At 72.3% G+C, this 22,235-nt stretch carries 20 protein-coding genes and 1 riboswitch; of the genes, 11 read left to right on the top strand and 9 right to left on the bottom strand.

The annotated features are described in order from the left end of the window. Positions 1-98 precede the first annotated feature (98 nt). From AC1Q7O_RS17900 to AC1Q7O_RS17890, 3 genes are read left to right on the top strand one after another with little or no spacing between them, the layout of a single operon-like run. Positions 99-989 carry a dioxygenase family protein gene (locus AC1Q7O_RS17900; protein WP_492660646.1) on the top strand — a complete coding sequence of 297 codons (891 nt, stop codon included), beginning with the start codon at positions 99-101 and terminating at the stop codon, positions 987-989. Then, positions 986-1,702: a response regulator gene (locus AC1Q7O_RS17895; protein WP_492660647.1), complete on the top strand. Its 717-nt coding sequence runs from the start codon at positions 986-988 to the stop codon at positions 1,700-1,702. The genes AC1Q7O_RS17900 and AC1Q7O_RS17895 overlap by 4 nt, the downstream gene beginning before the upstream one ends. Next, positions 1,696-2,853: an ATP-binding protein gene (locus tag AC1Q7O_RS17890; protein WP_492660648.1), complete on the top strand. Its 1,158-nt coding sequence runs from the start codon at positions 1,696-1,698 to the stop codon at positions 2,851-2,853. Before AC1Q7O_RS17895 ends, AC1Q7O_RS17890 begins: the two co-directional genes overlap by 7 nt. A 78-nt stretch (positions 2,854-2,931) precedes the next feature. On the opposite strand, the gene AC1Q7O_RS17885 is transcribed toward AC1Q7O_RS17890, so the two are convergent. From AC1Q7O_RS17885 to AC1Q7O_RS17865, 5 genes are all read right to left on the bottom strand, one after another. Then, positions 2,932-3,729, bottom strand: coding sequence for an ABC transporter ATP-binding protein (locus tag AC1Q7O_RS17885; RefSeq protein WP_492660649.1), 798 nt, complete (start codon positions 3,727-3,729; stop codon positions 2,932-2,934). Positions 3,730-3,733: 4 nt separating this feature from the next. After that, positions 3,734-4,660, bottom strand: coding sequence for a nitrate ABC transporter permease (gene ntrB / locus AC1Q7O_RS17880; protein WP_492660650.1), 927 nt, complete (start codon positions 4,658-4,660; stop codon positions 3,734-3,736). Between the two features lie 3 nt (positions 4,661-4,663). Further along, the gene (locus AC1Q7O_RS17875) at positions 4,664-5,911 is read right to left on the bottom strand and encodes a CmpA/NrtA family ABC transporter substrate-binding protein (protein WP_492660651.1); all 1,248 of its coding nucleotides are present in this window, start codon (positions 5,909-5,911) and stop codon (positions 4,664-4,666) included. A 353-nt stretch (positions 5,912-6,264) separates the two neighbouring features. After that, positions 6,265-6,885 (bottom strand): ANTAR domain-containing response regulator, encoded by a 621-nt coding sequence (locus AC1Q7O_RS17870; RefSeq protein WP_492660652.1) that lies wholly within the window; start codon positions 6,883-6,885, stop codon positions 6,265-6,267. A 43-nt stretch (positions 6,886-6,928) separates the two neighbouring features. Further along, a complete protein-coding gene (locus AC1Q7O_RS17865; RefSeq protein ID WP_492660653.1) occupies positions 6,929-7,933 on the bottom strand; it encodes a TRAP transporter substrate-binding protein in 1,005 nt (334 codons plus the stop codon). A gap of 106 nt (positions 7,934-8,039) precedes the next feature. On the opposite strand from AC1Q7O_RS17865, the gene AC1Q7O_RS17860 reads away from it, so the two are divergent. The 4 genes from AC1Q7O_RS17860 to AC1Q7O_RS17845 all read left to right on the top strand — a co-directional run bounded on the left by AC1Q7O_RS17860 (position 8,040) and on the right by AC1Q7O_RS17845 (position 11,771). After that, positions 8,040-9,941 (top strand): sensor histidine kinase, encoded by a 1,902-nt coding sequence (locus AC1Q7O_RS17860; protein WP_492660654.1) that lies wholly within the window; start codon positions 8,040-8,042, stop codon positions 9,939-9,941. Beyond that, positions 9,934-10,551, top strand: coding sequence for a response regulator transcription factor (locus tag AC1Q7O_RS17855; RefSeq protein WP_492660655.1), 618 nt, complete (start codon positions 9,934-9,936; stop codon positions 10,549-10,551). The genes AC1Q7O_RS17860 and AC1Q7O_RS17855 overlap by 8 nt, the downstream gene beginning before the upstream one ends. Before the next feature lie 118 nt (positions 10,552-10,669). After that, the gene (locus AC1Q7O_RS17850; protein WP_492660656.1) at positions 10,670-11,281 is read left to right on the top strand and encodes a hypothetical protein; all 612 of its coding nucleotides are present in this window, start codon (positions 10,670-10,672) and stop codon (positions 11,279-11,281) included. A 139-nt stretch (positions 11,282-11,420) separates the two neighbouring features. Further along, a complete protein-coding gene (locus AC1Q7O_RS17845; RefSeq protein WP_492660657.1) occupies positions 11,421-11,771 on the top strand; it encodes a hypothetical protein in 351 nt (116 codons plus the stop codon). 62 nt (positions 11,772-11,833) lie between these two features. Here the strand turns inward: AC1Q7O_RS17845 and AC1Q7O_RS17840 are convergent, their stop codons facing one another. Further along, on the bottom strand, positions 11,834-12,808 hold the full coding sequence (locus tag AC1Q7O_RS17840) for an alpha/beta hydrolase family protein (RefSeq protein ID WP_492660658.1): 975 nt from the start codon (positions 12,806-12,808) through the stop codon (positions 11,834-11,836). A 23-nt stretch (positions 12,809-12,831) separates the two neighbouring features. Continuing rightward, positions 12,832-13,824 carry a hypothetical protein gene (locus tag AC1Q7O_RS17835; protein ID WP_492660659.1) on the bottom strand — a complete coding sequence of 331 codons (993 nt, stop codon included), beginning with the start codon at positions 13,822-13,824 and terminating at the stop codon, positions 12,832-12,834. Positions 13,825-13,968: 144 nt separating this feature from the next. Here AC1Q7O_RS17835 and AC1Q7O_RS17830 point away from each other — a divergent pair, with 144 nt between their 5' ends. Both AC1Q7O_RS17830 and AC1Q7O_RS17825 read left to right on the top strand, forming a co-directional pair. After that, a complete protein-coding gene (locus tag AC1Q7O_RS17830) occupies positions 13,969-14,679 on the top strand; it encodes a response regulator (protein ID WP_492660660.1) in 711 nt (236 codons plus the stop codon). Beyond that, positions 14,676-15,977 (top strand): ATP-binding protein, encoded by a 1,302-nt coding sequence (locus tag AC1Q7O_RS17825; RefSeq protein WP_492660661.1) that lies wholly within the window; start codon positions 14,676-14,678, stop codon positions 15,975-15,977. Before AC1Q7O_RS17830 ends, AC1Q7O_RS17825 begins: the two co-directional genes overlap by 4 nt. Here the strand turns inward: AC1Q7O_RS17825 and AC1Q7O_RS17820 are convergent. After that, entirely contained in the window at positions 15,964-17,754 is a 1,791-nt protein-coding gene (locus AC1Q7O_RS17820) for a S53 family peptidase (RefSeq protein ID WP_492660662.1), read from the bottom strand. The genes AC1Q7O_RS17825 and AC1Q7O_RS17820 overlap by 14 nt on opposite strands. A 49-nt stretch (positions 17,755-17,803) precedes the next feature. Beyond that, a riboswitch (cyclic di-GMP riboswitch) is annotated at positions 17,804-17,899 on the bottom strand. Positions 17,900-18,068: 169 nt separating this feature from the next. Here AC1Q7O_RS17820 and AC1Q7O_RS17815 point away from each other — a divergent pair. Further along, complete coding sequence (locus AC1Q7O_RS17815; protein ID WP_492660663.1) at positions 18,069-19,232, top strand: sensor histidine kinase; 1,164 nt, start codon at positions 18,069-18,071, stop codon at positions 19,230-19,232. After that, positions 19,229-19,993, top strand: a complete 765-nt coding sequence (locus AC1Q7O_RS17810) for a LytR/AlgR family response regulator transcription factor (protein ID WP_492660664.1) — start codon at positions 19,229-19,231, stop codon at positions 19,991-19,993. Before AC1Q7O_RS17815 ends, AC1Q7O_RS17810 begins: the two co-directional genes overlap by 4 nt. Here AC1Q7O_RS17810 and AC1Q7O_RS17805 read toward each other — a convergent pair. Continuing rightward, complete coding sequence (locus AC1Q7O_RS17805) at positions 19,980-22,184, bottom strand: molybdopterin-dependent oxidoreductase (RefSeq protein WP_492660665.1); 2,205 nt, start codon at positions 22,182-22,184, stop codon at positions 19,980-19,982. The genes AC1Q7O_RS17810 and AC1Q7O_RS17805 overlap by 14 nt on opposite strands. Positions 22,185-22,235 lie beyond the last annotated feature (51 nt).

Here is a 22,235-nt window from a genome sequence, read left to right as displayed (position 1 = left end):
AGCCGCCCGCCGTGTTTCGACCCCGACACAATCTGCCGATCCCGCCGATACATCCCGGCGGTGCAATGCCTGTCATCCGACCCTTCGAAGGAGACGCAATGCACCACGACCACCACCACGACGACGACCACGACCAGGGCCTGGCCCATGACCTGAGCCGCCTGCACCAGCAGGCCTTCGAGCGCCGCGCCGCGCTGCGCTGGCTGATGGGCGCCGGCGCGCTGTCGCTGGTCGGCTGCGGCGGTGGCGGCGGCGATGCCGGCACGACGACCTCCTCGTCCGGCTCGTCCAGCTCATCCTCCGGCAGCAGCTCGTCGGGCGGCACCACGACCACGACGACCGGCTGCTCCGTCATCCCGGCCGAGACCGAAGGCCCCTACCCGGGCGACGGCTCCAACACCGCCAACGGCAGCGTCGCCAACGTGCTGGCGCTGTCGGGCGTCGTGCGCAGCGACATCCGCACCAGCATCGGCAGCGCCAGCGGCACCGCCGCGGGCGTGCCGCTTCAGGTCATCATCGAGCTTGTGAACACCAACGCCTCCTGCGCCGACCTGGCCGGCTACGCCATCTACCTGTGGCATTGCGATGCGCTGGGCCGCTACTCCATGTACTCCAGCGGCGTGACCGGCGAGAACTACCTGCGCGGCGTGCAGGCCACCGGCAGCGACGGCACCGCGGTGTTCCAGACCATCTACCCCGGCTGCTACGCCGGCCGCGTGCCGCACATCCACTTCGAGGTCTACCGCAGCACGACGACGGCCACCAACTGGAACAACAAGCTGCGCACCTCGCAGCTGTGCTTCCCGTCGGATGCCAACACCGCCGTCTACGCCACCAGCGGCTACGGGCAGAGCGCCGCCAACAACAATGCCATCTCGCTGAGCAGCGACGGCATCTTCAGCGATGGTTATTCGACACAGCTCGCCACCGTTACCGGCTCCGTCAGCGCCGGCTACGTGGCCCGATTGAAAGTGGGCATTTCGGTATGAATGGACATTGCCTGGTTGTCGACGACGACGCCGAGATCCGCACCAGCCTGACGACCTATCTGCAGGGTTTCGGCTGGCGGGTCGGCGCGGCGGCCGACGGCCAGGCGATGCGCCAGCTGCTGGCGCAGGCCCGGCCCGACGTCATCGTGCTGGACCTGATGCTGCCCGGCGAGGACGGCCTGACGCTGCTGCGCTGGCTGGGCACCCAGCCCGACGCGCCGCCGGTGCTGATGCTGACGGCGCGCGGCGACACGATGAGCCGTGTCGTCGGGCTGGAGCTGGGCGCCGACGACTACCTGGCCAAGCCCTTCGAGCCGCGCGAGCTGGTGGCGCGGCTGCAGGCGCTGGTGCGGCGCGCGAACAAGGGGCAGGCCACGGCCGTAGATGACGACACCCGGCTGCTGCGTTTCGGCCGCTGGCGCTTCGACCGCATGACGCGCCAGCTCATCAGCGCCGACGACGTGGGCATCGCGCTGTCCAGCGCCGAGTTCCGGCTGCTGGCTGCCTTCGTGCAGCGGCCGGGCCGCGTGCTCACCCGCGACCAGCTCATCGAGCTGACACGCGCCACCGGCGTCGAGGTCAACGACCGCAGCATCGACCTGGCCGTGTCGCGCCTGCGCGCCAAGCTGGGCGACACGGCGCGCGAGCCCGCGCTGATCCGCACCGTGCGTGGCGAGGGCTACCTGTTCGATGCCGAGGTGAGCCCGTGCTGAGCAAGCTGAAGTCCTGGGACAGCCTGGGGCTGCGCCTGTTCCTGCTGATGTGGGCGGCGCTGGCGCTGAGCCACCTGGCCGCGTGGAGCATCGTCCTGCAGAGCTGGCAGGGCCATGGCGCGGACCGGCCGCGGCCGCCGTCCCAGGCCTACGGCGAGCGCGGCTTCGGCCCTGGCGGCCCGCCGCCGCATGACGACTTCGATGCCGGCCCGCCGCCCGGGCGGCGCCCGCCCGGAGACCCCGGCTTCGCGCGACCTTCCCACGTGCCCACCTTCCCGTCGCTGCCGCCGTCGCTGCCGTGGCACACCAGCCTCATCGACTACGGCGTGCGGCTGCTGGTCATCGCGCTGGCGGCCTGGTGGGGCTCGCGCTGGCTGGCCGGGCCGGTGCGCCGGCTCGTTAGCGCCGCCCAGCAGCTGACGCCCGCGCTGGCCCGCGGCCGGGCGGCACCCGCACTGGCCGAGGACGAGGGCACCCGCGAGGTGCGCGATGCGGCCGTCGTGTTCAACCGCATGGCGGCCGAGCTGAGCGGCCAGTTCGAGGAGCGCGGCCTGATGATCGCGGCCATCTCGCACGACCTGCGCACGCCGCTGACGCGCATGCGACTGCGGCTGGAGACGGGCGACGTGGAGCCCAAGGTGCGCGAGCGCTGCATCGAGGACCTGCGCGAGATGAACCAGCTCGTCGAGAGCGTCATCGAGGTGTTCCGCCCCGCGGAGACGGCCCAGGCGCAGCGGGTGGACCTGTCGGCGCTGGCGCAGTCGGCCGTGGACGACCTGGCCGAGACCGGCGCGGCCGTCAGCTTCGGCGGCCCGGCGGCCGTCGTCACGGCCGACCCGATGGCGCTGCGCCGCGTCGTCGACAACCTCGTCGGCAATGCGCTGCGCTATGCCGGCAACGCGCGCGTCAGCGTCGAGCTGGGCGGTGGCGTGACGCGGCTGGTGGTGGAGGACGACGGCCCCGGCATCCCCGAGGCCGAGCTGGACCGCGTGCGCCAGCCGTTCCGCCGCGTAGAGGGCTCACGCAACCGCGAGACCGGTGGCACCGGGCTGGGCCTGTACATCGCCCAGCAACTGGTGCGGCGCCAGGGCGCGGCGCTGGTGCTCAGCAACCGGCCCGAGGGCGGGCTGCGGGCCGAGGTGGTGTTCTAACGGCGGGCCGCCCCAAGCCGGCCCGCGGGCGATGTGCTTGCGGCTCAACGCCGGCAGGGCCGGCGAGGGGTCAACAGTTCAAGCCGCCTGCTCGACGTGGGCATGCCGCGTGTACAGGAAGTCGATGACCTCCTTGCGCGCCGCGATGTAGCGCGGGTCTTCGGCCAGTTCGACGCGCACGCGCGGGCGCGGGATGTCGACGCTGAGGATCTCGCCGATGGTCGCGGCCGGGCCGTTGGTCATCATGACGATGCGGTCGCTCAGCAGCACGGCCTCGTCGACATCGTGCGTGACCATGATGACGGTGCTCTGCGTGCGCGCGACGATCTTCAGCAGCTCGTCCTGCAGCTTGGCGCGGGTCAGCGCGTCCAGCGCGCCGAAGGGCTCGTCCATCAGCAGCACCTTGGGCTCCATGGCCAGCGCGCGGGCGATGCCCACGCGCTGCTTCATGCCGCCGGAGATCTCGTGCGGGCGCTTGTGCAGCGCGTGGCTCATGCCCACCAGCTCCAGCGCGGCGCGGGCGCGCACCTTCAGCTGGGCCTGGCTTTCCTTGCCGCCGAAGACCGACTCCACGGCCAGCAGCACGTTGTCCAGGCACGAGAGCCACGGCAGCAGCGAGTGGTTCTGGAACACCACCGAGCGCTCCGGCCCCGGCGCGGCGATCTCGCGGCCGTCGCAGATCAGCACGCCCGATGTCGGCGTCAGCAGGCCGGCGATGAGGTTGAGCAGCGTGGACTTGCCGCAGCCGGAGTGGCCGATCAGCGTGATGAACTCGCCGCGCTGCACGTCGAGGTTGACGTTCTGCAGCGCGTGGAAGCGACCCTTGCGGGTGGTGAACACCATCTCGGCGTCTTGAACCTGAATGAACGGCTTCATGGCATCAATCCTCTTCAAAGGTGAAGTGCTTGGCGAGGGAGATCAGCGCCCATTCAAGCAACAGCCCGACGGTGCCGATGACGAAAATCGCGATGAGGATGTGGGCGACGTTGAGGTTGTTCCATTCGTCCCAGACCCAGAAGCCGATGCCCACGCCGCCAGTCAGCATCTCGGCCGCGACGATGACCAGCCAGGCCGTGCCCACGGACAGGCGAACGCCGGTCAGCACGTACGGCAGCACCGCCGGCAGCAGGATGCGCGTGATGACCTTCCACTCGCTGAGCTTGAGCACGCGGGCGACGTTCAGGTAGTCCTGCGGCACGCGCTGCACGCCCACCGCGGTGTTCACGACCATCGGCCAGATCGAGCAGATGAAGATGGTCCAGATCGCAGCCGGGTTGGCGCTCTTGAACGCCAGCAGGCCGATGGGCAGCCAGGCCAGCGGCGACACGGGCTTGAGCAGCGCGATCAGCGGCGACACCATGCGGTTGGCGAACTCGAAGCGGCCGATGACGAAGCCCAGCGGGATGCCCACCAGCGCGGCCAGGCCGAAGCCCATGCCCACGCGGCCCAGCGAGTTCAGGATGTTCCAGCCGATGCCCTGGTCGTTGGGGCCGTTGCGGTAGAAAGGGTCGGCGAACAGCTGCATCGCGGCGTCGAAGGTGGCGGCCGGCGTCGGGAAGGCGCCGCCCTTCATCGTGGCGATGGCCCACAGGCCGATGAGCAGCGCGATGCTGATCACGGGCGGCAGCACCTTCAGCGCGATGCCGCGCCAGTCGATGGCTTTGCGCGGTGCCGCGGCCTTCGGCGGTGTGGTGTCGTTGGCGGCCGTGGCGGCGCGGGTGGCCCCGGTGGGCGGGACCGCCGGGGTGGTGGTGGCGGTGGCGGGGGCGACGTTGTCGCCAGGGGAATGGAAGACTGCGGAGACCATGATTTACGCCTTGATCTTGAAGCTGTCGGCGTACTTCGCCGGGTCCTTGCCGTCCCACACCACGCCGTCCATCAGCTTGGCGGTGCGGAAGTCGCTCTTGGGCACGCTGATGCCCAGCGCGCCGGCGGCCTGCTTGTAGAGCGCCGTCTGGTTGATCTGTTTGGCCACGGCCAGGTAGTCGGGGTGGCTCTTCAGCAGGCCCCAGCGCTTGTGCTGGGTCAGGAACCACATGCCGTCCGACAGGTAGGGGTAATTCACCGCGCCGTCGTTGAAGAACTTCATGTGGTTGGGGTCGTCCCAGGTCTTGCCCAGGCCGTTCTGGTAGCGGCCCAGGATGCGCTGGTTGATCGCGTCCACACCGGTGTTGATGTAGCTCTTCTGCGCCACGGTCTCGGCCATCTTGAGCTTGTTGGACAGGCTGGCGTCGATCCAGCGGCTGGCCTCCAGCACGGCCATCAGCACGGCGCGGCAGGTGTTGGGATACTTCTGCGCGAACTCGGCGGTGGTACCCAGCACCTTCTCGGGGTGGTCCTTCCAGACGTCCTGCGTCGTGTTGGCGGTGATGCCGATGCCATCCATGATGGCGCGGTGGTTCCAGGGCTCGCCGACGCAGAAGCCGTCCATGTTGCCCACGCGCATGTTGGCCACCATCTGCGGCGGCGGCACGGTTATGAGCTTGGCGCCCGACAGCGGGTTGATGCCCGCGGCGGCCAGCCAGTAGTGCATCCACATCGCGTGCGTGCCGGTCGGGAAGGTGCCGGCGAAGGTGTACTCGCGCGGGTTGGCGGCCATCACCTTGGCCAGGCTCGGGCCGTCCACCGCGCCCTTGTCGGCCAGCGCCTTGGACAGCGTGATGGCCTGGCCGTTGTTGTTCAGGGACATGAGCACGGCCATGTCCTTCTTGGGGCCGCCCAGCCCCAGGTGCACGCCGTAGATCAGGCCATACAGCACGTGCGACATGTCCAGCTCGCCGTTGACGAGCTTGTCGCGCACGCCGGCCCAGGAGGCTTCCTTGGTGGGGATGATCTTGATGCCGTACTTCTTGTCGAAGCCCAGCACCGACGCCATGACGACGGAGGCGCAGTCGGTCAGCGGGATGAAGCCGATGCGGACTTCTTCCTTCTCGGGCTTGTCCGAGCCTTGGGCCCAGGCGCCACCGGCGAGCCCGGCGAAGGGCAGGGCGGCGGCAGCGGCGAGCAGTTGGCGGCGCTGCGGGTTGGGCGTGGTCGTCGAGTTATCGAAGGCGGTCATCACGGGCTCCTGAGTCATGCTGGGCTCAACGCCGTCGCGGCCACGCTCCGCCCGCGCTGCCGTGCAGCGAAGACGCAATGGGGGAGGTCGGACGCCGTTGTCCCGAAGTGCCGGCCGTCTCACAGCCGGCCGGCCCGAGAGGCCTGCGCCATTGCAGGCCTCACACCCCGTTCAGCAGATTGCGTGCCAGCTTGCGCGGGCCGCTTCGGGCGCGTCGGCGCACGGGCTTGGCGCAATGCGGCGGCACCGGCGTGCGGTTTGCGCGGCGCCGGTGCGTGGAAGGTGAGTGCTTGTTGGTGCGCCGCGCCCCAAGCCGGAGACGGGGCTCGATCGCGGTGCGCGGCGAGGGCCGGCTATTGGCGCGGGCGCAGCAGCTGGTCGGCGTCGATGAGGCGGGAGGCGACGCTGGCCAGCGTCTGGCCACCCGTCATGGCGAGCTGGCGCAGTCGCTGGAAGGCGCTCTCCTCGTCCAGCCCCTGCTCGCGCATCAGGATGCCGCGTGCGCGCTCGACGAGCTTGCGCTCGGCCAGCTGCGTCTGCGTCTGGCGCAGCTCGGTCAGCAGCGCCTGGTCGTGCTCAAAGCGGGCCAGCGCCAGCTGCAGCAGCGCGCCCAGCCGCTGCGGCGGCAGGCCGGCCAGTTGCAGGGCGCTGACGCCCGCCTTCAGGGCGGCGCGCATCTGCTCGGGCGTCATCTGCTCTGCCACCAGCAGCACGGCTCGCGGCCGCTGGGCCTGCAGCTGGGCCAGCTGGGTCAGCAGCGCCGCCGAGGGCTGCTCGCAGTCGATCAGCAGCAGCTCGGGCGTCGGGCGCTGCAGCGATCGGGCCAGCGCCTCGGGCTCGGCCACGAGGTCCAGCACGTCGACGAGCTGGCAGCGCAGCCGGATCAGTTCGAAACGGATGACGGGACTGCGGCGCTGGCCGGCGTCGGCCAGCAGCACGCGCAGGCCCGGCAAGGGGAAGGGGGGCGTGTCCATGCCCCGCTGCAGTGCAAGTTGCGTGCCGTGGCGCGAACAGGCCCTAGTCAGGTGCGACGAAGCCGGCCGCCCGGTAGGCCGCCGCGATGGTGGGCGGGCCCACGCGCGCTGCCATCTCGCGGTGCACCGGCATCAGCGCCTTCTTCCACGCGTTGGCCTCGGCCGGCGTGGGCGTGTAGAGCTGCGTGCGACCGCTGGCCTGGATGGCCTGCAGCGCGGCGGCGTTCTCCTTGCTGGCGATCGCGTTGGCGTAGACGGCCGTCTCCCGCACGGCCGCCTCCAGCGACGTGCGCACGTCGGCGGGCAGGCCGTCCCAGAACTTCTTGTTGACGATGACCGCGTAGGCCAGGTGGCCGTGGTTGGACAGCGTCATGTGCTTCTGCACCTCGTAGATCTTCTGCGTGTAGAAGTTGCTCGGCACGCCCTCGGTGCCGTCGACGAGGCCGGTCTGCAGCGCCTGGTACAGCTCGCTGAAGGCCATCACCTGCGGCACGGCGCCCAAAGCGCGCATCTGCGCGTCCAGCACCTTGCTGGCCTGGATGCGCATCTTCAGCCCCTTGAAGTCGCCGACCTGGCGCAGCGGCCGGTTGGCGCTCATGATCTGGAAGCCGTTGTCCCAGTAGGCCAGCCCGCGGATGCCCTTGGGCTCCAGCTTGCGGAACAGCTCGGCGCCCAGCGGCCCCTCGGTGACGGCGTGGAAGGCGGCCGTGTCCTTGAACAGGTAGGGCAGGTCGAAGACCTCGAACTCCTTCACGCCCAGCGGCCCGAATTTGGCCAGCGACGGCGCCAGCATCTGCACGCTGCCCAGCTGCAGCGCCTCCATCTCTTCCTTGTCCTTGTAGAGCTGGCTGTTCGGGTAGACCTCCACGCGCACGCGCCCGCCGGTGCGCGCCTCCGCCAGTTCCTTGAAGCGCTGCGCCGCCTTGCCCTTGGGCGTCTCCGGCGCGACGACGTGGCTGAACTTGATGACGATGGGGCCCTGGCTCTGGGCCTGGCCGGCCACGGGCAGGGCCAGCGCGGCGGCAAGCACGAGGCGGCGCAGGGGCATGGCGGTCTCCTGATTCTTGTGGGCGCGATTCTGCGGGGCGGTTGGCGGGGCCGGGCTGTGGAGTTCCACATGCCCGGCGGGCCCGGGGGTTCTTAGACTGCGCGTCATGACGGTGCGAAGGTTCCTGATCCGCGGCCTGTGGCTGGCGCCGCTGCTGCTGTCGCTCATTTTCGTGGGCGGCGTGCTGGCGTGGGTGCGCGCCAACAGCGTCGAGGAGCAGGAGGTGCAGCGGCAGACGCTGATCTCCGACGCGCTCAGCACCGAGGTGCAGCTGCGCGCCCGCATCGACGAGGAGCAGGCCCACCTGCGCCACCTCGCCGACGCACTGGCCGGCGTGGCGCCCAGCGAGGCGGCGCTGGCGGCGCACCCGGAGGTCAACGCCGGGCTGCGGCGGCTGTGGCTGTCCGTCACCTGGCTGGACGGTCGCAACCGCGTGCTGGCCGAGGTGCCGGCCGAACCCGGCGCCAACCGCTACGAAGACGGCCTGTCGCTGCACATGACCGCGCCGGTGGCGCCGGACGGCGTGCTGGTGGTGCGCTACGCGCCGGCGCTGCTGCTCAAGCGCGGCGTGCCGTGGTGGCTGGCGCGCAAGTACGACCTGCAGCTGGTGGACAGCGCCGACCAGGTGATTGCGTCCAGCACCGAGTCGCCGCTGCGCGCCGCCCAGGGGCCACGGCCCAGCTACCGCGTGGCGCTGACGGGCCCGCTGCGTGCCAGCCCGCTGACCGACGCCACGCTGACCGACGCCGCGCTGGAGCTGACGCTGCGCGAGCCCGTGCCCGACGGCATGCGGCCGCTGGCCTGGGTGCTGGTGGCCGGCTTCCTGCCGGCCATCGCCGTGGCCAGCTGGCTGCTGCGCCGCCAGATGCGCCACGTGCAGCGCGCCGAAGGCGCCTGGCGCACCGAGGCCGCGTGGCGCCGCGCGATGGAGGACTCGGCGCTGGTCGCGCTGCGCGCCCGCGACTTCGACGGCCGGCTGCTGTACGTGAACCGCACCTTCTGCGAGATGGTGGGCGTGCCGGCCGAGCAGATGCTGGGCCAGCTGCCGCCCATGCCCTACTGGCCGCCGGACTCGCTCGAAGAGCTGACCGAGCGCAACCGCCGCAATCTCGCCGGCGGCGCGCCGCGCGAGGGCTTCGAGGCGCGCTGGCAGCACAGCTCCGGCCGCCTGGTGGACGTGATGGTGTTCGAGTCGCCGCTGGTGGACGCCACAGGCCGGCAGATCGGCTGGATGGGCTCCATCCTGGACATCACCAACGCCAAGCGGCTGGAGGAGCGCGAGCGCCGCGAGGTCGAGACGCTGGCCCACAACGCGCGGCTGACGATGCTGGGCGAGGTGGCCTCCACGCTGGCGCACGAGCTGAACCAGCCGCTGACGGCCATCGCCAGCTACAACGCCGGCATCAGCAACTCGCTGGCCAAGCTGGGTGTGCAGGACGAGCTGGTGCTCGGCGCGCTGCAGCGGCTGGGCCAGCAGGCCGAGCACGCCGGCCGCATCGTCGCGCGCATCCGCGAGTTCCTGACGCGGCGCGAGCCCCGCCACGAGCCCTGCGACGTCAACGACGTCATCAGCGCCGCGCTGGAGCTGCTGCGGCGCGACCTGCAGCGCCGTGGCGTCGCGCTGGAGCAGCACCTCGCCGCCAGCGTGCCGGCGGTGCTGGCCGACGCCGTGCTCATCGAGCAGGTCGTCATCAACCTGGTGCGCAACGCGGCCGATGCGCTGCAGGCGCGGGAGACCGGCCGGCGCATCGCCGTCAGCAGCCACGTGGCCGGCGAGTTCGTGCGCATCGACGTGCGCGACAACGGCCCCGGCCTGGCCGGCCGGCGCATCGAGCAGCTGTGCGCGCCGTTCTATTCCACCAAGGCCGACGGCATGGGCATGGGCCTGGCCATCTGCCGCTCCATCGTCGAGGCCCACCAGGGCGTGCTCGATGCCGAGGAGGCCGTGGGCGGCGGCGCGCTGTTCTCATTCAGCCTTCCGTTGAGCCAGGAGACCGTCCATGCCTGAACCGCGGATGGGCACCATCCATCTCGTCGATGACGACCCCGGCGTGCGCGACGCGCTCGCCTTCCTGATGCGCTCGCGCGGGCTGGACGTGCGCACCTTCGCCAGCGGCCCCGCGCTGCTGGACGCGCTGGACGTGGAGCGCGCGCCGCCGCGCGGCATCTTCCTGCTGGACGTGCGCATGGAGCCCATGAGCGGCACGCGGCTGCACGACGAGCTGCTGGCGCGCCGGCTGAAGAACCCGGTGCTGTTCCTGACCGGGCATGGCGACATCCCGATGGTGGTGGAGGCGCTGAAGAAGGGCGCGTTCGACTTCCTGGAGAAGCCCTACAGCGACAACGCGCTGGCCGACCGCATCGAGCAGGCGCTGGCGGTGGACGCCGCGATGCAGGCCGAGGGCGCGCAGGCCGCCGAGCGGTCCGCGCGGCTGGCCAGCCTGACCGAGCGCGAACGCGAGGTCATGACCCGCGTGGCCGCCGGCAAGCTCAACAAGATCATTGCCGACGAGCTGCACGTGTCCATCCGCACCGTGGAAGTGCACCGCGCCCGCGTGTTCGCCAAGCTGGGCGTGCGTTCGGCGGCCGAGGTGGCGACGCTGATCGCCGGGCTCTAGGGAGGGGCTCTCCCCCCCACGAATCGCAGCCCCGCGAACGCGGGGTACGCGCCATTTGCCGCTCGATGGTGCTGGCAGCATGGGCGGGCCTTCCAGAACAAGACCGCCGGAGACATCCATGCGCATCCTCGCCTCGCTGCTGCTGGCCGCGGCCCTCGGCCCGGCGTCGGCTGCCGTCGTCACCTTCGACAGCTACGCGCCGCGCTATGCCTACGCGGGCAGCATCGAGACCGACGGCTTCCTGTTTTCGGTGGCTTGCCTGGAATGCGTGGGCGTCGAAGACCGCCCGCCCGCCGACCTGAACGGCAACCCGCTGTCCGGCGCCTACAACGGCACGGCCACGCTGCTGTACGGCAGCGACCCGCTGTCCATCGCCGCTGTCGACGGCACCGCGTTCTTCCTGGACCGGCTGGACCTGGGGCTGTCCTGGTACGTGCCCGACATCGACGTGGGCAGCACCATCACCGTCACCTACCAGCTGGTGGGCGGCGGCACCGGCAGCGTTAGCGCCGTGCTGGACCGCAGCTACAGCACGCTGGTCATCGGCCAGGACGTGCTGGGCGCCAGCATCAGCGGCGGCCGGGGTTCCGGCTACATCTCGCTGGACAACGTCGTCGTCGTCAACACCGTGCCCGAGCCCGAATCGACCGGGCTGGCCGTCGTCGCGCTGCTGGGCGCCGGGGTCGCCTGGTGGCGCCGCCGGGCGCCATCGCGAGGCGCCAGGCCCTGAGACGGCGCAGCCCGGCTCCCTGCTGGGGCACAAATTGAGGATAGGGGCGGGTAAATCCGGGTTTTAAAGCTGGCACGGGCTTTGCACTAGGGTTTGTGCCGAGGCGACTGGCCTCGGGAAACCCAAGGAGTACCCCACCATGAAGACCTGGAACCTGCGCCCGCTCACGCTGTCGGCCGCCCTGCTCGCCACCCTCTCGCTGACCGCGCCTGCGAGCGCCCAGGAACCCACCGTCCCGGCGGAAGCCGCCCGCTCCATGCTGCGCCTGGCCCAGGGCGAGTACCTGCTGGACGACGGCCGCACGCTCAAGGTCCACGTCGGCGCGCGTCGCGTGGGTGTCGGCCTCGACGAGAGCCCGCTCGAAGCCTGGACCGCCCAGAGCAACGAGCTGCTCGTCAGCCCCGACGGCATGCGCCGCGTGCGCATGTTCCGCAACGGCGACGGCAGCGTCGACCGCGTCGCGCTGGAAACCGACCGCATCGTCCGCTGACACCGTACCGGTTGGGAACGGCGTTTGAAGGCGCGATGACGCCGGGGGCGCGCTGGGTCGAGTCAGTGCGCCGCCACAAACGCCATGACGGCGTCCATCACATCCGTGGTGGACGTCGTCCCCATCCGGGCATCCAGCGAGGCCACACCGTGGTCGGCGCCGCGCACGCGCTGGAGCACCAGCCGGCCGGCGCAGCTCTGCCAGGTGTCGACGTTGCCGGCGCTCGTAAAGGCGCCGGCATCCAGCGTGCCGCCGCAGGCCAGCGCCGTGCGTGCCTGCTGCTGGCGGAACTCGCCGAGCACGACGGCATTCACCCACGCCTCGCGCGATGACGCCACGACGGCCGGGTTCACCGTCCACGTGGCGGCGTCCCAGGCGCCGGTGGTCTGCATGACGCTGTCGCTGTCGCCGATGATGCCCAGGTAGGGCGGCGCGGCGCTGCCCGGCGCGCACGGCGTGGCGGGCTGGCCGAACGCGGACGACGCCGGCCCCGCCAGCGACACATAACGGTTGAACGTGGTGGCGGATTCGCACCACATCCGGTTGGTCATCACGCCGCCCATCGAGTGGCCCATCAGCGTGATGTCGGCGAGGCCGTATTCGCTGCGCACCTTGGCCGCCAGCGCCTGCAGGAAGGCCTTGTCGTCCTGGCCCGACGTCATCGCGTGGTTGCTCCACGTCGCCGCACCCGGGTTGCTGGCGATGTGCTGGCCCTGCGGGACGACGAGCGTCACCTGGTGGGCGTGCAGCCAGGCCCAGTTGATGGACGCCGCCGTCGTCGTGGTGGCGCTGCCGTTCAGCCCCACCTGGTAGGCCACCGCGTTCAGGTCACCGGCGCCGCCGTGCAGCAGCACGATGGCGCGCGTGGCGCCGGCCATGCGATAGACGTTGACCGCATGCGGGAAGCCCGCCACGGTGGTGGCCACGAGCTGGTCGGTCGCCGTTGGCGGCGGCGTGGGGGCGGGGTTGTCGCCGCCGCCACCGCAGGCGGCCAGCGTGGCGGCCAGCGCCAGTGCGGACAGGGATCGGAAGTGCATAGCGCGTCCTCGTTGATGAAGATTCAGCGGCGCGGCTGGCCGTCCAGCCACGCCGCGCGGATCTGCCGGCCGCAGCCCACCGACGCCACCGCGGGCTTTTCGCCGGCGTCCATGCTCAGCACGCCGTGGCGCTGCTCGCGGGCCACCAGGCCGTAGAAGCGCTTGTCCGCGCTGATCCACGGGTAGAAGCCGAACGCGCCAGGGCTGCTGAACGCGCCGTCGCCCACCTGCGGGTCGTCCTCCACCCAGTGGGCCAGGCTGTAGTGCCAGCGCTCGGCGCTCGGGATGGGCGTCTTCACCGCGTCGCGCGGGCAGGCCTGCGGCTGGGTGCACACGGCCTGCGTGCCCAGCAGCGCGCCCAGCTGCAGCCGGCCATCCAGCAGCGCGCGCAGGAAGCTGGCGTAGTCGGCCGCGCTCGTCACGCCGCCGCCGGCCGGCATGGCCTGGCTGTAGCTCAGGCGCCAGTCGGCGCCCAGCGCAGGCGCGAGCGCCTGCTGCACCGCCTGGGCCAGCCCGTCGGGGCCCTGAGCGCCCAGCCCCATCAGCACCGCGTGCTTCTGCAGGTGGCCGCCGTTGTAGGCGAAGCGGTTCTCGGTGGCCGGGTCCGGGCGGCCGCGGCCGTTGAGCGGGCTGTCCAGGCAGGCGGCGATGGTCTGGTCGCGCCGGCACACACGGTAGTTCGTGTAGCCGGACTGGAAGTGCAGGAACTTCACGTCCTCGGCCGTCAACTGCCCCTGGCGGCGCTCGGCGACGAAGGCGCCGTACAGCCACTTCGACGCCGACGCGATGGCCATCCGCGTGTCGCGCTCCGGCGCGCCGTCGCCCGCCCGGCCGCTGGCCAGCGGCTGTGTCGCGTCGCCCAGCTCCCAGTAGAAGGGCTGGGCGGCCACGCAGGCGGCGGACGCCTCGGCCGTCAGCCGTGCCGCGTCGGCCCGCTGCGCCGGCGTGGGGGCGGCCTGCACCCACAGCGGCGCGCCGGCGAGCAGGAGGAGGAGGGTGTGTGCGGTGGAGGGCATGGCGCCATGCTGCCCGCCGGCGCCGGCGCGCAGGTTGCAAGCGTTGTTGCACTGCTTGCAGCCGCTGACACCGGCGCCGCGGTGCAACGGTTTGTCATCCATTTCCGTGGCGGCGGCCCGGCGTGGCGTCCCTAACATCGCTGTATGACCCGCATCCTCATCGCCGACGACGAAGCCGAACTGCGCGGCCTGCTGCAGCGCTACCTGACCGAGCAGGGCCTCAGCGTGCGCGCCGTGCCCGATGCCGGTGCGGCCGCGCAGCTGCTGGCGCGCGAGCGCTTCGACGTGCTGGTGCTGGACCTGATGATGCCGGGCGAGGACGGCCTGTCGCTGTGCCGGCGCCTGCGCGCGCAGGGCGAGACCATTCCCATCCTGATGCTGACCGCGCGCGGCGACCTCGTGGACCGCGTGCTGGGCCTGGAGATGGGCGCCGACGACTACCTCACCAAGCCCTTCGCGCCGCGCGAGCTGCTGGCCCGCCTCCAGGCCATGGTGCGCCGCCAGCAGCAGCTGGGCGCCCACCTGGGCCCAGCCGGCGAGGCCGCGGTGAACTTCGGGCCTTTCACGCTCTACCCCAGCCAGCGCCGGCTGGAGCGCGACGGCGTCGAGGTCGAGATCAGCACCGTCGAGTTCCAGCTGCTGCGCGCGCTGGCCAGCCAGCCCAACCGGCCGCTGGGCCGCGAGAAGCTGCTGACGCTCGCGCACGGCGATGACCATGGCGTCAGCGACCGCAGCCTGGACGTGCAGATCATGCGGCTGCGCCGCCTCGTCGAGGCCGACCCCGGCATGCCGCGCCACATCCAGACGGTGTGGGGCCTCGGCTATGTCTTCATCCCCGAGCCCGACGCGCGATGACCTGGGGCCTGTCCACCCTGTTCGGCCGCAACCTGTGGCTCATCGTGGCGCTGATCGTGCTGGGCCAGGTCGTCAATGCGCTGGCCTACGGGCAGTTCATCGCGCGGCCGCGGCTCAAGCAGTCGGCGGAGGCCACGGCGCGCGGCCTGCAGGCGGTGGCCGAGGGCCTGATCCTGTTGCCGCAGGAGCAGCGGGCCGGCTTCGTCGCCCGCTTCAACGCGCGCGCCGCGGTGGGGCCGGACGAGAAGCGCCGCGAGCGGCCGACGCTGCTTGAGCGCGGCTTCCTGGCCGAGCTGGCGGCGCAGCTGGGGTTGCAGGCGTCGGAGCTGGCCTGGCGCCGCGAGCCCAGCGGGCTGCTGGCCGTGAAGCTGCCCGACGTGCCGTTCTGGCTGGTGGTGCCGTCCGTGCAGCCGGCGCATCGCTTCGCGCGCACCTGGATCATCGCCAGCGCCGTCAGCGGCGCGCTGGCGCTGCTGGGCGCGTGGCTGATCCAGCGCCGCATCAACCGGCCGCTGGCGCGGCTGGTGGCGGCGACCAAGGCCGTGGGCGAAGGCCAGCGCCGGCTCGCGTTGCCCACCGACGGCCCGGCCGAGACGGCGGCGCTGGCGCGCGGCTTCAACGACATGGCCGCCGCGCTGGCTCGCGACGAGGAGGAGCGCCTGCTGATGCTGGCCGGCCTGTCGCACGACCTGCGCACGCCGCTGGCCAAGATCCGGCTGGCCAGCGAGCTGCTGCGCGATTCGATGCCGGCCGGCCAGGCCGACCGCGAGCTGCTGGACACGCTGGACCGCAGCCTGCACGGGCTGGACGGCATGCTGACGCAGTTCCTGGACTACGCGCGCGCGTCGCACCCGGCCGAGCAGGACCTGCCGGCTGTGGACATCGAGCTGCGCGCCTTCCTGGCCGAGACGCTGGCGCTGGCCCCGGGTCTGCCGCAGCCCACGCTGGCGCCCGGCCAGGCCGTGCACCGCCAGGCGCGCCCGCAGGCGCTGCGGCGGCTGGTGCTCAACCTCGTCGTCAACGCGCAGACGCATGGCGCGCCGCCCCTCGAGCTGGCCTGCGGCGAGACGGCGGGTCGTGCGTGGATCGAGGTGCGCGACCGTGGCCCCGGCATCGCGCCGGCGCGTGTGGAGGCGCTCAAGCGGCCGTTCCAGCGCGGCGACGCCGCGCGGGGCGGCGTGCCGGGCTCGGGCCTGGGGCTGGCCATCGTCGAGCGCATCGCGCGCGCCGAGGGGGCCGAGCTGCAGCTGCTGCCGCGCGACGGCGGCGGGCTGGTGGCGCGCGTCAGCTGGCGCTGATCTTCACGGCCACGGTGCCGGTGCTGGTCTGGCCCAGGTTGTCCTTCAGCGTGATGGCCAGGTTGACGGTGCCCGTCACCGGCTTGGGCCAGCTGACGGCGATGCCGCTGCTGCTGGCCGAGAAGCTCATGCCGCTGGCCGCGCCGCTGATGGTGATGGACAGCGAGGTGGCGCCCGGCGCGCTGTAGCCGATGCTGGCGTTCAGCGCCTTGCCGGCCACGCCGGTGAGGCTGGTGGTGGTGAGCTTGGGCGCCGTGCTGGCGACAGGCGTGCTGCCGGTGGTGCCGGTCGTGCCGGCAGCGGCGCTGCCCAGGCTGGTCCACAGCGCCGTGGCATTGGGCGTGCCCCAGCCGGTGGGCGTGTCGTAGCCGGCCTTGGCCGTGCAGGTGGTGCAGCTGCCGTTGGTGCCGGTGGACACGTCCTTGAACGCGGCGGCGTAGGCCGTGGGCACGGCGCCCACCTGCTGGTACAGCGCTGCGTGCGGCTGGCCCAGCGCCGCCTTGCCCGATGCGGCGCGCTGTGCGTTGGCCACGGCCAGCAGGCCGGCCCATTGCGGCGTGGACAGGCTGGTGCCGCCGGCGCTGACCCAGCGCACCGCGGTCGTGCCCGGCGAGATGACGGCCACGTACTGGCCCGAGTTGGGGTTGGCGTTGAATGCCACGTCGGCCACCGCGCGGCGTGCGTAGCCGGCGATGCTGCCGCTTTGATAGGTGGGCAGCGCCACGTAGGCGCTGGTGCCGCCGCCGGTGCCGCTCCAGGTGGTTTCGCTGCGCGCGCCGCTGCCGCTGTACGTCAGCGTGGTGCCGCCCACGGCCAGCACGCGGCTGGACGCCGACGGCCACGACACCGCGGCGCCGTTGTCGCCGGTGGCGGCCAGGTAGCTCATGCCGGCGGTGTTGAAGACGCCGTCGTAGCCGGTCATCCAGCTGCCCTCGGCGGCGCCGAAGCTCATGGAGACGACGCCGGGCCCCATCTTGTTGGCCAGCGCGACGGCGTTGGAGAGGCTGGCGACGCCGGCGTCCGGCGCCTCGATGAGCACCAGGCGGGCCAGCGGCGCGGTGGCATGGGCCCACTGCACGTCCAGCGCGATCTCGGTGGCCCAGCCGCTGTCGTAGGCCGGCGCGGTGGCCGTCAGGTTGGCACCGGCGCTGTAGGCGACGACCAGCTCGCAGCTTGTTGCGGGCGCGGCCGCCAGCGGCAGCGCGGCGTTCGCGGCCAGCGTGCGCGTGGTGCAGCCGGGCAGGCCGAACTTGGTGTTGAACGCGGCCAGCTCGGCGGCGATGTTGGGGTCGTGCTTGGCGTTGACGATGTAGATCGTCTGGCCGGCGCCCAGCTGCGCGGGCGTGGCGCCGGCCAGCGCCGGCAGCCCGTAGGCGGCGCGGATCTGCGTGGGCGTGTAGGTGGTGACCGTCGTCGTCGTGGCCATCGGCGCGGCTTCGCCGGTGCCGGCGGCCATCGCGCGCGGGCGCAGCGCGTCGTCCAGCCCGGCCAGCGTCAGGCCGCGCGTGCCCACGCCGGCTGCCGCCTGCGCGCGGTGCGGCTCGGCGCCGTCCACCGGCTCGTCCAGCTGCACGGCGGCGGTGTGGAACTGGGGCAGCGCTTCGATGTCGCTGGCGGGCAGCGCCTCGTCCAGCGCCACGTTGAGCGTGAAGGCTGCCGGCGCGTCCGCCGCCAGCGTCTGGGTGGTGGGCGCGTCGGTGCCGGCACCGCCGCCGCAGGCGGTCAGGGCGGCACAGGCCAGCAGGCTGAGGGTCCAGGAGACGGGGGAACTGCGCATGGCCGGAATCTCGTGCAGGCGAGGGCCACGCCCGACAAGACCCGGCGGTCTTGGCGGCCCCGCTGCCATGGCGGCTGCGGATGCAGCGCGCGGTAGGCCGGAAGCTTTGCGTCCCCGCCTTTCGACGGGTTTGCCCTCAGGGTTGAAAACGATTGGAGTCTAGGGCGGCGCGCGGCCGCCGTGCACACCGCGGCCGCGCGCGGCCGTGACATCTGACGCGTCTCGTGCAGGCTGCGACGCGCTTCGTGCAGGCCCCGCCGCGTTTCGCCCACCCGCCTCGCGGCCACGTCGCCACCGCCCCTAGAGTGCCGGCCATGGACACACCCAACCCCCTCGCCACCGGCAACCGCTTCCAGCGCGCCTACTACCGCTGGGCGCTGCCTTACTACGAGCGCTTCGGCCGGCAGGACCCGATGCTGCGCGAGCGCGTCGAGCTCATCGACATCTACCTCTACTCGCGCCAGGGCCTGACGGCCTGGGCCGGCTGGCTGCTGTGCCTGCTGGGCGGCGCGTCCTGGCTGCATGGGCGCGGCATGGGCTGGGGGCCGTCGCTGGGCGTGGCCGCTCTGGTCATGGTGGGGCTGAGCGTCGCGCTGCTGGGCGTGTGGCTGCGGCCGCAGCAGCGGCCCGGGCGCGTGGTGGGCGGCTTCATGGGCGGCATGGTGCTGGGCATCGCGGCGATGCTGGCAGGCCTGAGCGTCGGCCGCGGGCTCGCCGGTCGCAGCTTCGACCTGGGCCAGGCGCTGGCGTCGCTGCAGGCTTCGGCGCTCACCGTGGTGCCGCTGGGCCTGAGCTTCGCGCTGCTGCTGACCGGCGTGGCGCGCGCCGGCCGCAGCGCGCGGGAGCGGCAGTTGTCGCGGCTGCAGCTGCTGGCCGAGCGCGACGCTGCCGCGCGCACCGCCGCCGAGGCCGACCTGCGGCTGCTGCAGGCGCAGATCCACCCGCACTTCGTCTTCAACACGCTGGCCACGCTGCAGCACTGGGTGGACCGCCGCGACGACCGCGCCGGCCCGCTGCTGCGCGAGCTGACCGGCTTCCTGCGCCGCAGCACCGAGCTGCTGGGCCGCGCCACGGTGACGCTGGCCGACGAGGCGCAGGCGGTGCGCCACTACCTCGCCATCCTGGCCGCGCGGCTGGACGGCCGCGTGCAGGGCGAGGTGCTCATCGCGCCGGAGCTGGCCGCCGAGCCGCTGCCGCCGGGCCTGCTGCTGACGCTGGTGGAGAACGCCGTGGAGCATGGGCTGGAACCCAAGATCGGCGACGGCCGGCTGCAGGTGGCGGCCGGCGGTGACCCCGGCGGCCGCTGGTGGCTGCGTGTCGATGACGATGGCCTGGGCTTGGCCGACGATGCCGCCGACGACGTGGGCCTGGCCAACCTGCGCCAGCGGCTGAAGCACCATTTCGGCGACCGTGCCCGCTTCACGCTGCAGCGCCGCGCCGAGGGCGGCACGCGCGCCGAGATCGAGGTGTCGCCATGACCCGGCTGCTGATCGCCGACGACGAACCCGCGCCCCGCGAACAGCTGGCCGACGCGCTGGCCCAGGCCTGGCCCGACGCGCAGATCGTGGCCCAGGCCGCACACGGCGCCGACGCGTGGGACCAGTGGCTGGCCCACGAGCCCGACGTGTGCTTCCTGGACATCCGCATGCCGGGGCTGTCGGGCATCGACGTGGCGCGGCGCATTGCGGGCCGCAGCGCGGTGGTGTTCGTCACGGCCTACGGCGACCATGCGCTGCAGGCCTTCGACGCGGGCGCGGTGGACTACCTCGTCAAGCCGCTGGAGCCGGCGCGGCTGGCGCAGGCGGTCGCGCGGCTGCGCGAGCGCCTGCAGCGCCCGCCGCCGGCGGCCGGTGCGCTGCAGCAGCTGCTGGAGCAGTTGGCCGCGCAGCAGCGCCGGCCGGCCTGGCCCGACACGCTGCAGGCCGGCGTGGGCAAGGAGGTGCGGCTGATCCGCATCGACGACGTCGTCTACTTCGAGTCGGACGCGCGCTACACCCGCGTCGTCTACCTGGAGGCCGGCCAGCAGCGCGACGCGCTGCTGCGCACGCCACTGAAGGACCTCATCGCGCAGCTGGACCCGGCCCGATTCCAGCAGGTGCACCGCTCGGTCGTCGTGGCCGGCGCGCAGATCGCCAGCGCGGTGCGCGACGACGACGGCGGCATGGTGCTGCGGCTGCGCGGCTCGGCCGATGTGCTGACCGTGTCGCGCCCCTTCCAGGGCCTGTTCAAGGGGCAGTGATCTCCACGGCAACGCCGCTCAGCACGGCGTTGCCGCTGAGCGGGTCGCGCGCGGCGTCGTCCAGCAGCGCGTTCATGTTCACGCCCGGCCGCTCGCGGGCCACGCCCAGCTGCACGCCGGCCAGGTCGTGCCCCCAGCCGTGCGGCAGGCTCACCACGCCGGGGCTCATGTCGGCGCTGCGCTCCACGCGGGCAATCAGCTCGCCCACAGAACTCTTCACTCGCGCGAACTCGGCCAGGCCCAGCCGGTCGGCGTCGCCGGGGTTCACGAGCAGCGTGCAGCGCTCCGGGCCCTTGGCCAGGATGGGCAGGTTGTGCATCCAGCTGTTGCCCGAGCGCGTGTCGCGGCGGCCGATGAGGCTGAACTCGGGCGCGGGTTCGGCTTTGACTTGAGCCAGGTCGGCCAGGATGCTGGGCGGCGCCAGTTCGATCTTGCCGCTGGGCGTGCGCAGCACTTCCGGAATGCGGGGCACCAGCGCGCCCAGGTCCACACCGCCGCCGTCCACCGTGCTGGCGGCCTTCACCTTCTTCAGGGTCAGGCCGCCGGGCTGGCGGCCGAACTGGTCGCCGTAGGGGCCCACGCGCAGCTGCAGGTCGATGAGGCGCTCGGGGCCGCGCCACGGGTCCAGCGCGGCCAGGATGGCGGGCGTCTGGTCGCCGGCAAAGCGGCGCACGTCGGACGCGATGGCCTCGTCGTCCAGCTGCGCCACGTCCACGCTCAGGCCGCGGCCTTCCAGCAGCGCGCACAGGCGCAGGAGGGTCTGCCACTCCTGCGGCGTGCCGGGCGCGGCGTCGAACACCGGGCCGCTGAAGCGCGCGTGGTTGCGGTGGCTGAGCTGCGGGAAGGCGACGTCGAAGTGCAGGTCTTCCAGCGGCGACAGGCCCGGCAGGATCACGTCGGCATGGCGCGTCGTCTCGTTGACGTAGATGTCCAGGCTCAGCATGAAGTCCAGCCCTTCCAGCGCCTTCGCCAGGCGCGGGCCGCCGGGGGCCGACAGCACCGGGTTGCTGGCGATGGTGATGAGCGCCTTGACCTGCCCGTCGCCAGGGGTCTCGATCTCTTCCGCGAGCACCGTGATGGGCAGCTCGCCGTAGATTTCCGGCGCGCCAGACACGCGGCTGCTGCGCCGGCCCGTCGTCACGCCCTTGCCGCGGCCGGGCTGACCCTGCGTGTTGGGCGCGAACGCGGCGGCCTTCGCGAACATCGCGCCGCCCTCGCGGTCGAGGTGGCCGGTCAGCACGTTGAGGAGGTCCACCAGCCACGAGTTCACCGTGCCGAAGCGCGTCGTGCAGGTGCCGATGCGGCCATAGACGGCGGCGCGTGGCGCGGCGGCCAGCTCGCGGGCGAGGCGGCGCTGCGTCTCGGCCGGGATGCCACAGCCGGCGGCCGTCACCTCCGGGGCGAAGGTCTGCACGGCGGCGCACGCGTCGTCCAGCCCGTTGACGTGCTCGGCCAGCCGGCCCAGGTTCACCAGCCCTTCGTCGAACAGCGTGTAGGCGATGCCGGCCAGCAGCAGCGCGTCGGCGCCGGGGCGGATGGGCAGGTGCTCGTCGGCGGCCGCGGCCGTCTCGCTGCGGCGCGGGTCGACGACGACGATGCGCCCGCCGCGCGCGCGCATCGCCTTGGCCTTGCCGCGGTAGTCGGGCACGGTCCACAGGCTGCCGTTGCTGACCATGGGGTTGCCGCCCAGGATGAGCAGATAGTCGCAGCGCTCGATGTCCGGCAGCGGGATGGACAGCCAGTGGCCGAACATCAGCGCGCTGCTGAGCTGCTTGGGCATCTGGTCCAGCGTGGAGGCGCTCATCACGTTGCGCGTGGCCAGCGACTTCACGAGCCGCGGCGTGTAGGCCAGCAGGCTGACCTTGTGCGCGGCCGGGTTGCCGATGGTCAGCGCCACCGCGTCGGCGCCGTGCCGCTCGCGCAGCGGCAGCAGCCGGCGCTCGATCTCGGCAAAGGCCTCGTCCCACGTCGCCTCGACGAAGACACCGTCGCGCTTGATCAGCGGCGTGCGCAGCCGGTCGGGGTCCTCGTGCAGGTCCTTCAGGCTGACGCCCTTGGGGCACAGGTAGCCGTGGCTGAACACATCCTTCTCGGCGCCGCGGATGGCGATGACCTTGGCGCCGTCGGTCTTCACTTCCAGCCCGCAGCAGGCCTCGCACAAGGGGCAGATGCGGTAGTGGCTGTCGGGCATGGCGGGTCTCCTGGCGCGGTTCTTTTCGAACCGGCCAGCTTAGCCGTGGCG

It is taken from the genome of Roseateles sp. GW823-FHT07B05, from assembly GCF_058794515.1.
Note: the sequence above shows the minus strand (reverse complement) of the source record. Positions and strands in the feature narration are given on the sequence as shown.

Coding starts and splice junctions, on each gene's coding strand:
- AC1Q7O_RS17900 (WP_492660646.1), top strand. CDS start 99: ATGCACCACGACCACCACCACGACGACGACCACGACCAGGGCCTGGCC.
- AC1Q7O_RS17810 (WP_492660664.1), top strand. CDS start 19,229: ATGACCCGGCTGCTGATCGCCGACGACGAACCCGCGCCCCGCGAACAG.
- ntrB (WP_492660650.1), bottom strand. CDS start 4,660: ATGGTCTCCGCAGTCTTCCATTCCCCTGGCGACAACGTCGCCCCCGCC.
- AC1Q7O_RS17830 (WP_492660660.1), top strand. CDS start 13,969: ATGACCCGCATCCTCATCGCCGACGACGAAGCCGAACTGCGCGGCCTG.
- AC1Q7O_RS17845 (WP_492660657.1), top strand. CDS start 11,421: ATGAAGACCTGGAACCTGCGCCCGCTCACGCTGTCGGCCGCCCTGCTC.
- AC1Q7O_RS17860 (WP_492660654.1), top strand. CDS start 8,040: ATGACGGTGCGAAGGTTCCTGATCCGCGGCCTGTGGCTGGCGCCGCTG.
- AC1Q7O_RS17870 (WP_492660652.1), bottom strand. CDS start 6,885: ATGGACACGCCCCCCTTCCCCTTGCCGGGCCTGCGCGTGCTGCTGGCC.
- AC1Q7O_RS17895 (WP_492660647.1), top strand. CDS start 986: ATGAATGGACATTGCCTGGTTGTCGACGACGACGCCGAGATCCGCACC.
- AC1Q7O_RS17815 (WP_492660663.1), top strand. CDS start 18,069: ATGGACACACCCAACCCCCTCGCCACCGGCAACCGCTTCCAGCGCGCC.
- AC1Q7O_RS17855 (WP_492660655.1), top strand. CDS start 9,934: ATGCCTGAACCGCGGATGGGCACCATCCATCTCGTCGATGACGACCCC.
- AC1Q7O_RS17840 (WP_492660658.1), bottom strand. CDS start 12,808: ATGCACTTCCGATCCCTGTCCGCACTGGCGCTGGCCGCCACGCTGGCC.
- AC1Q7O_RS17835 (WP_492660659.1), bottom strand. CDS start 13,824: ATGCCCTCCACCGCACACACCCTCCTCCTCCTGCTCGCCGGCGCGCCG.
- AC1Q7O_RS17885 (WP_492660649.1), bottom strand. CDS start 3,729: ATGAAGCCGTTCATTCAGGTTCAAGACGCCGAGATGGTGTTCACCACC.
- AC1Q7O_RS17825 (WP_492660661.1), top strand. CDS start 14,676: ATGACCTGGGGCCTGTCCACCCTGTTCGGCCGCAACCTGTGGCTCATC.
- AC1Q7O_RS17820 (WP_492660662.1), bottom strand. CDS start 17,754: ATGCGCAGTTCCCCCGTCTCCTGGACCCTCAGCCTGCTGGCCTGTGCC.
- AC1Q7O_RS17850 (WP_492660656.1), top strand. CDS start 10,670: ATGCGCATCCTCGCCTCGCTGCTGCTGGCCGCGGCCCTCGGCCCGGCG.
- AC1Q7O_RS17805 (WP_492660665.1), bottom strand. CDS start 22,184: ATGCCCGACAGCCACTACCGCATCTGCCCCTTGTGCGAGGCCTGCTGC.
- AC1Q7O_RS17875 (WP_492660651.1), bottom strand. CDS start 5,911: ATGACCGCCTTCGATAACTCGACGACCACGCCCAACCCGCAGCGCCGC.
- AC1Q7O_RS17865 (WP_492660653.1), bottom strand. CDS start 7,933: ATGCCCCTGCGCCGCCTCGTGCTTGCCGCCGCGCTGGCCCTGCCCGTG.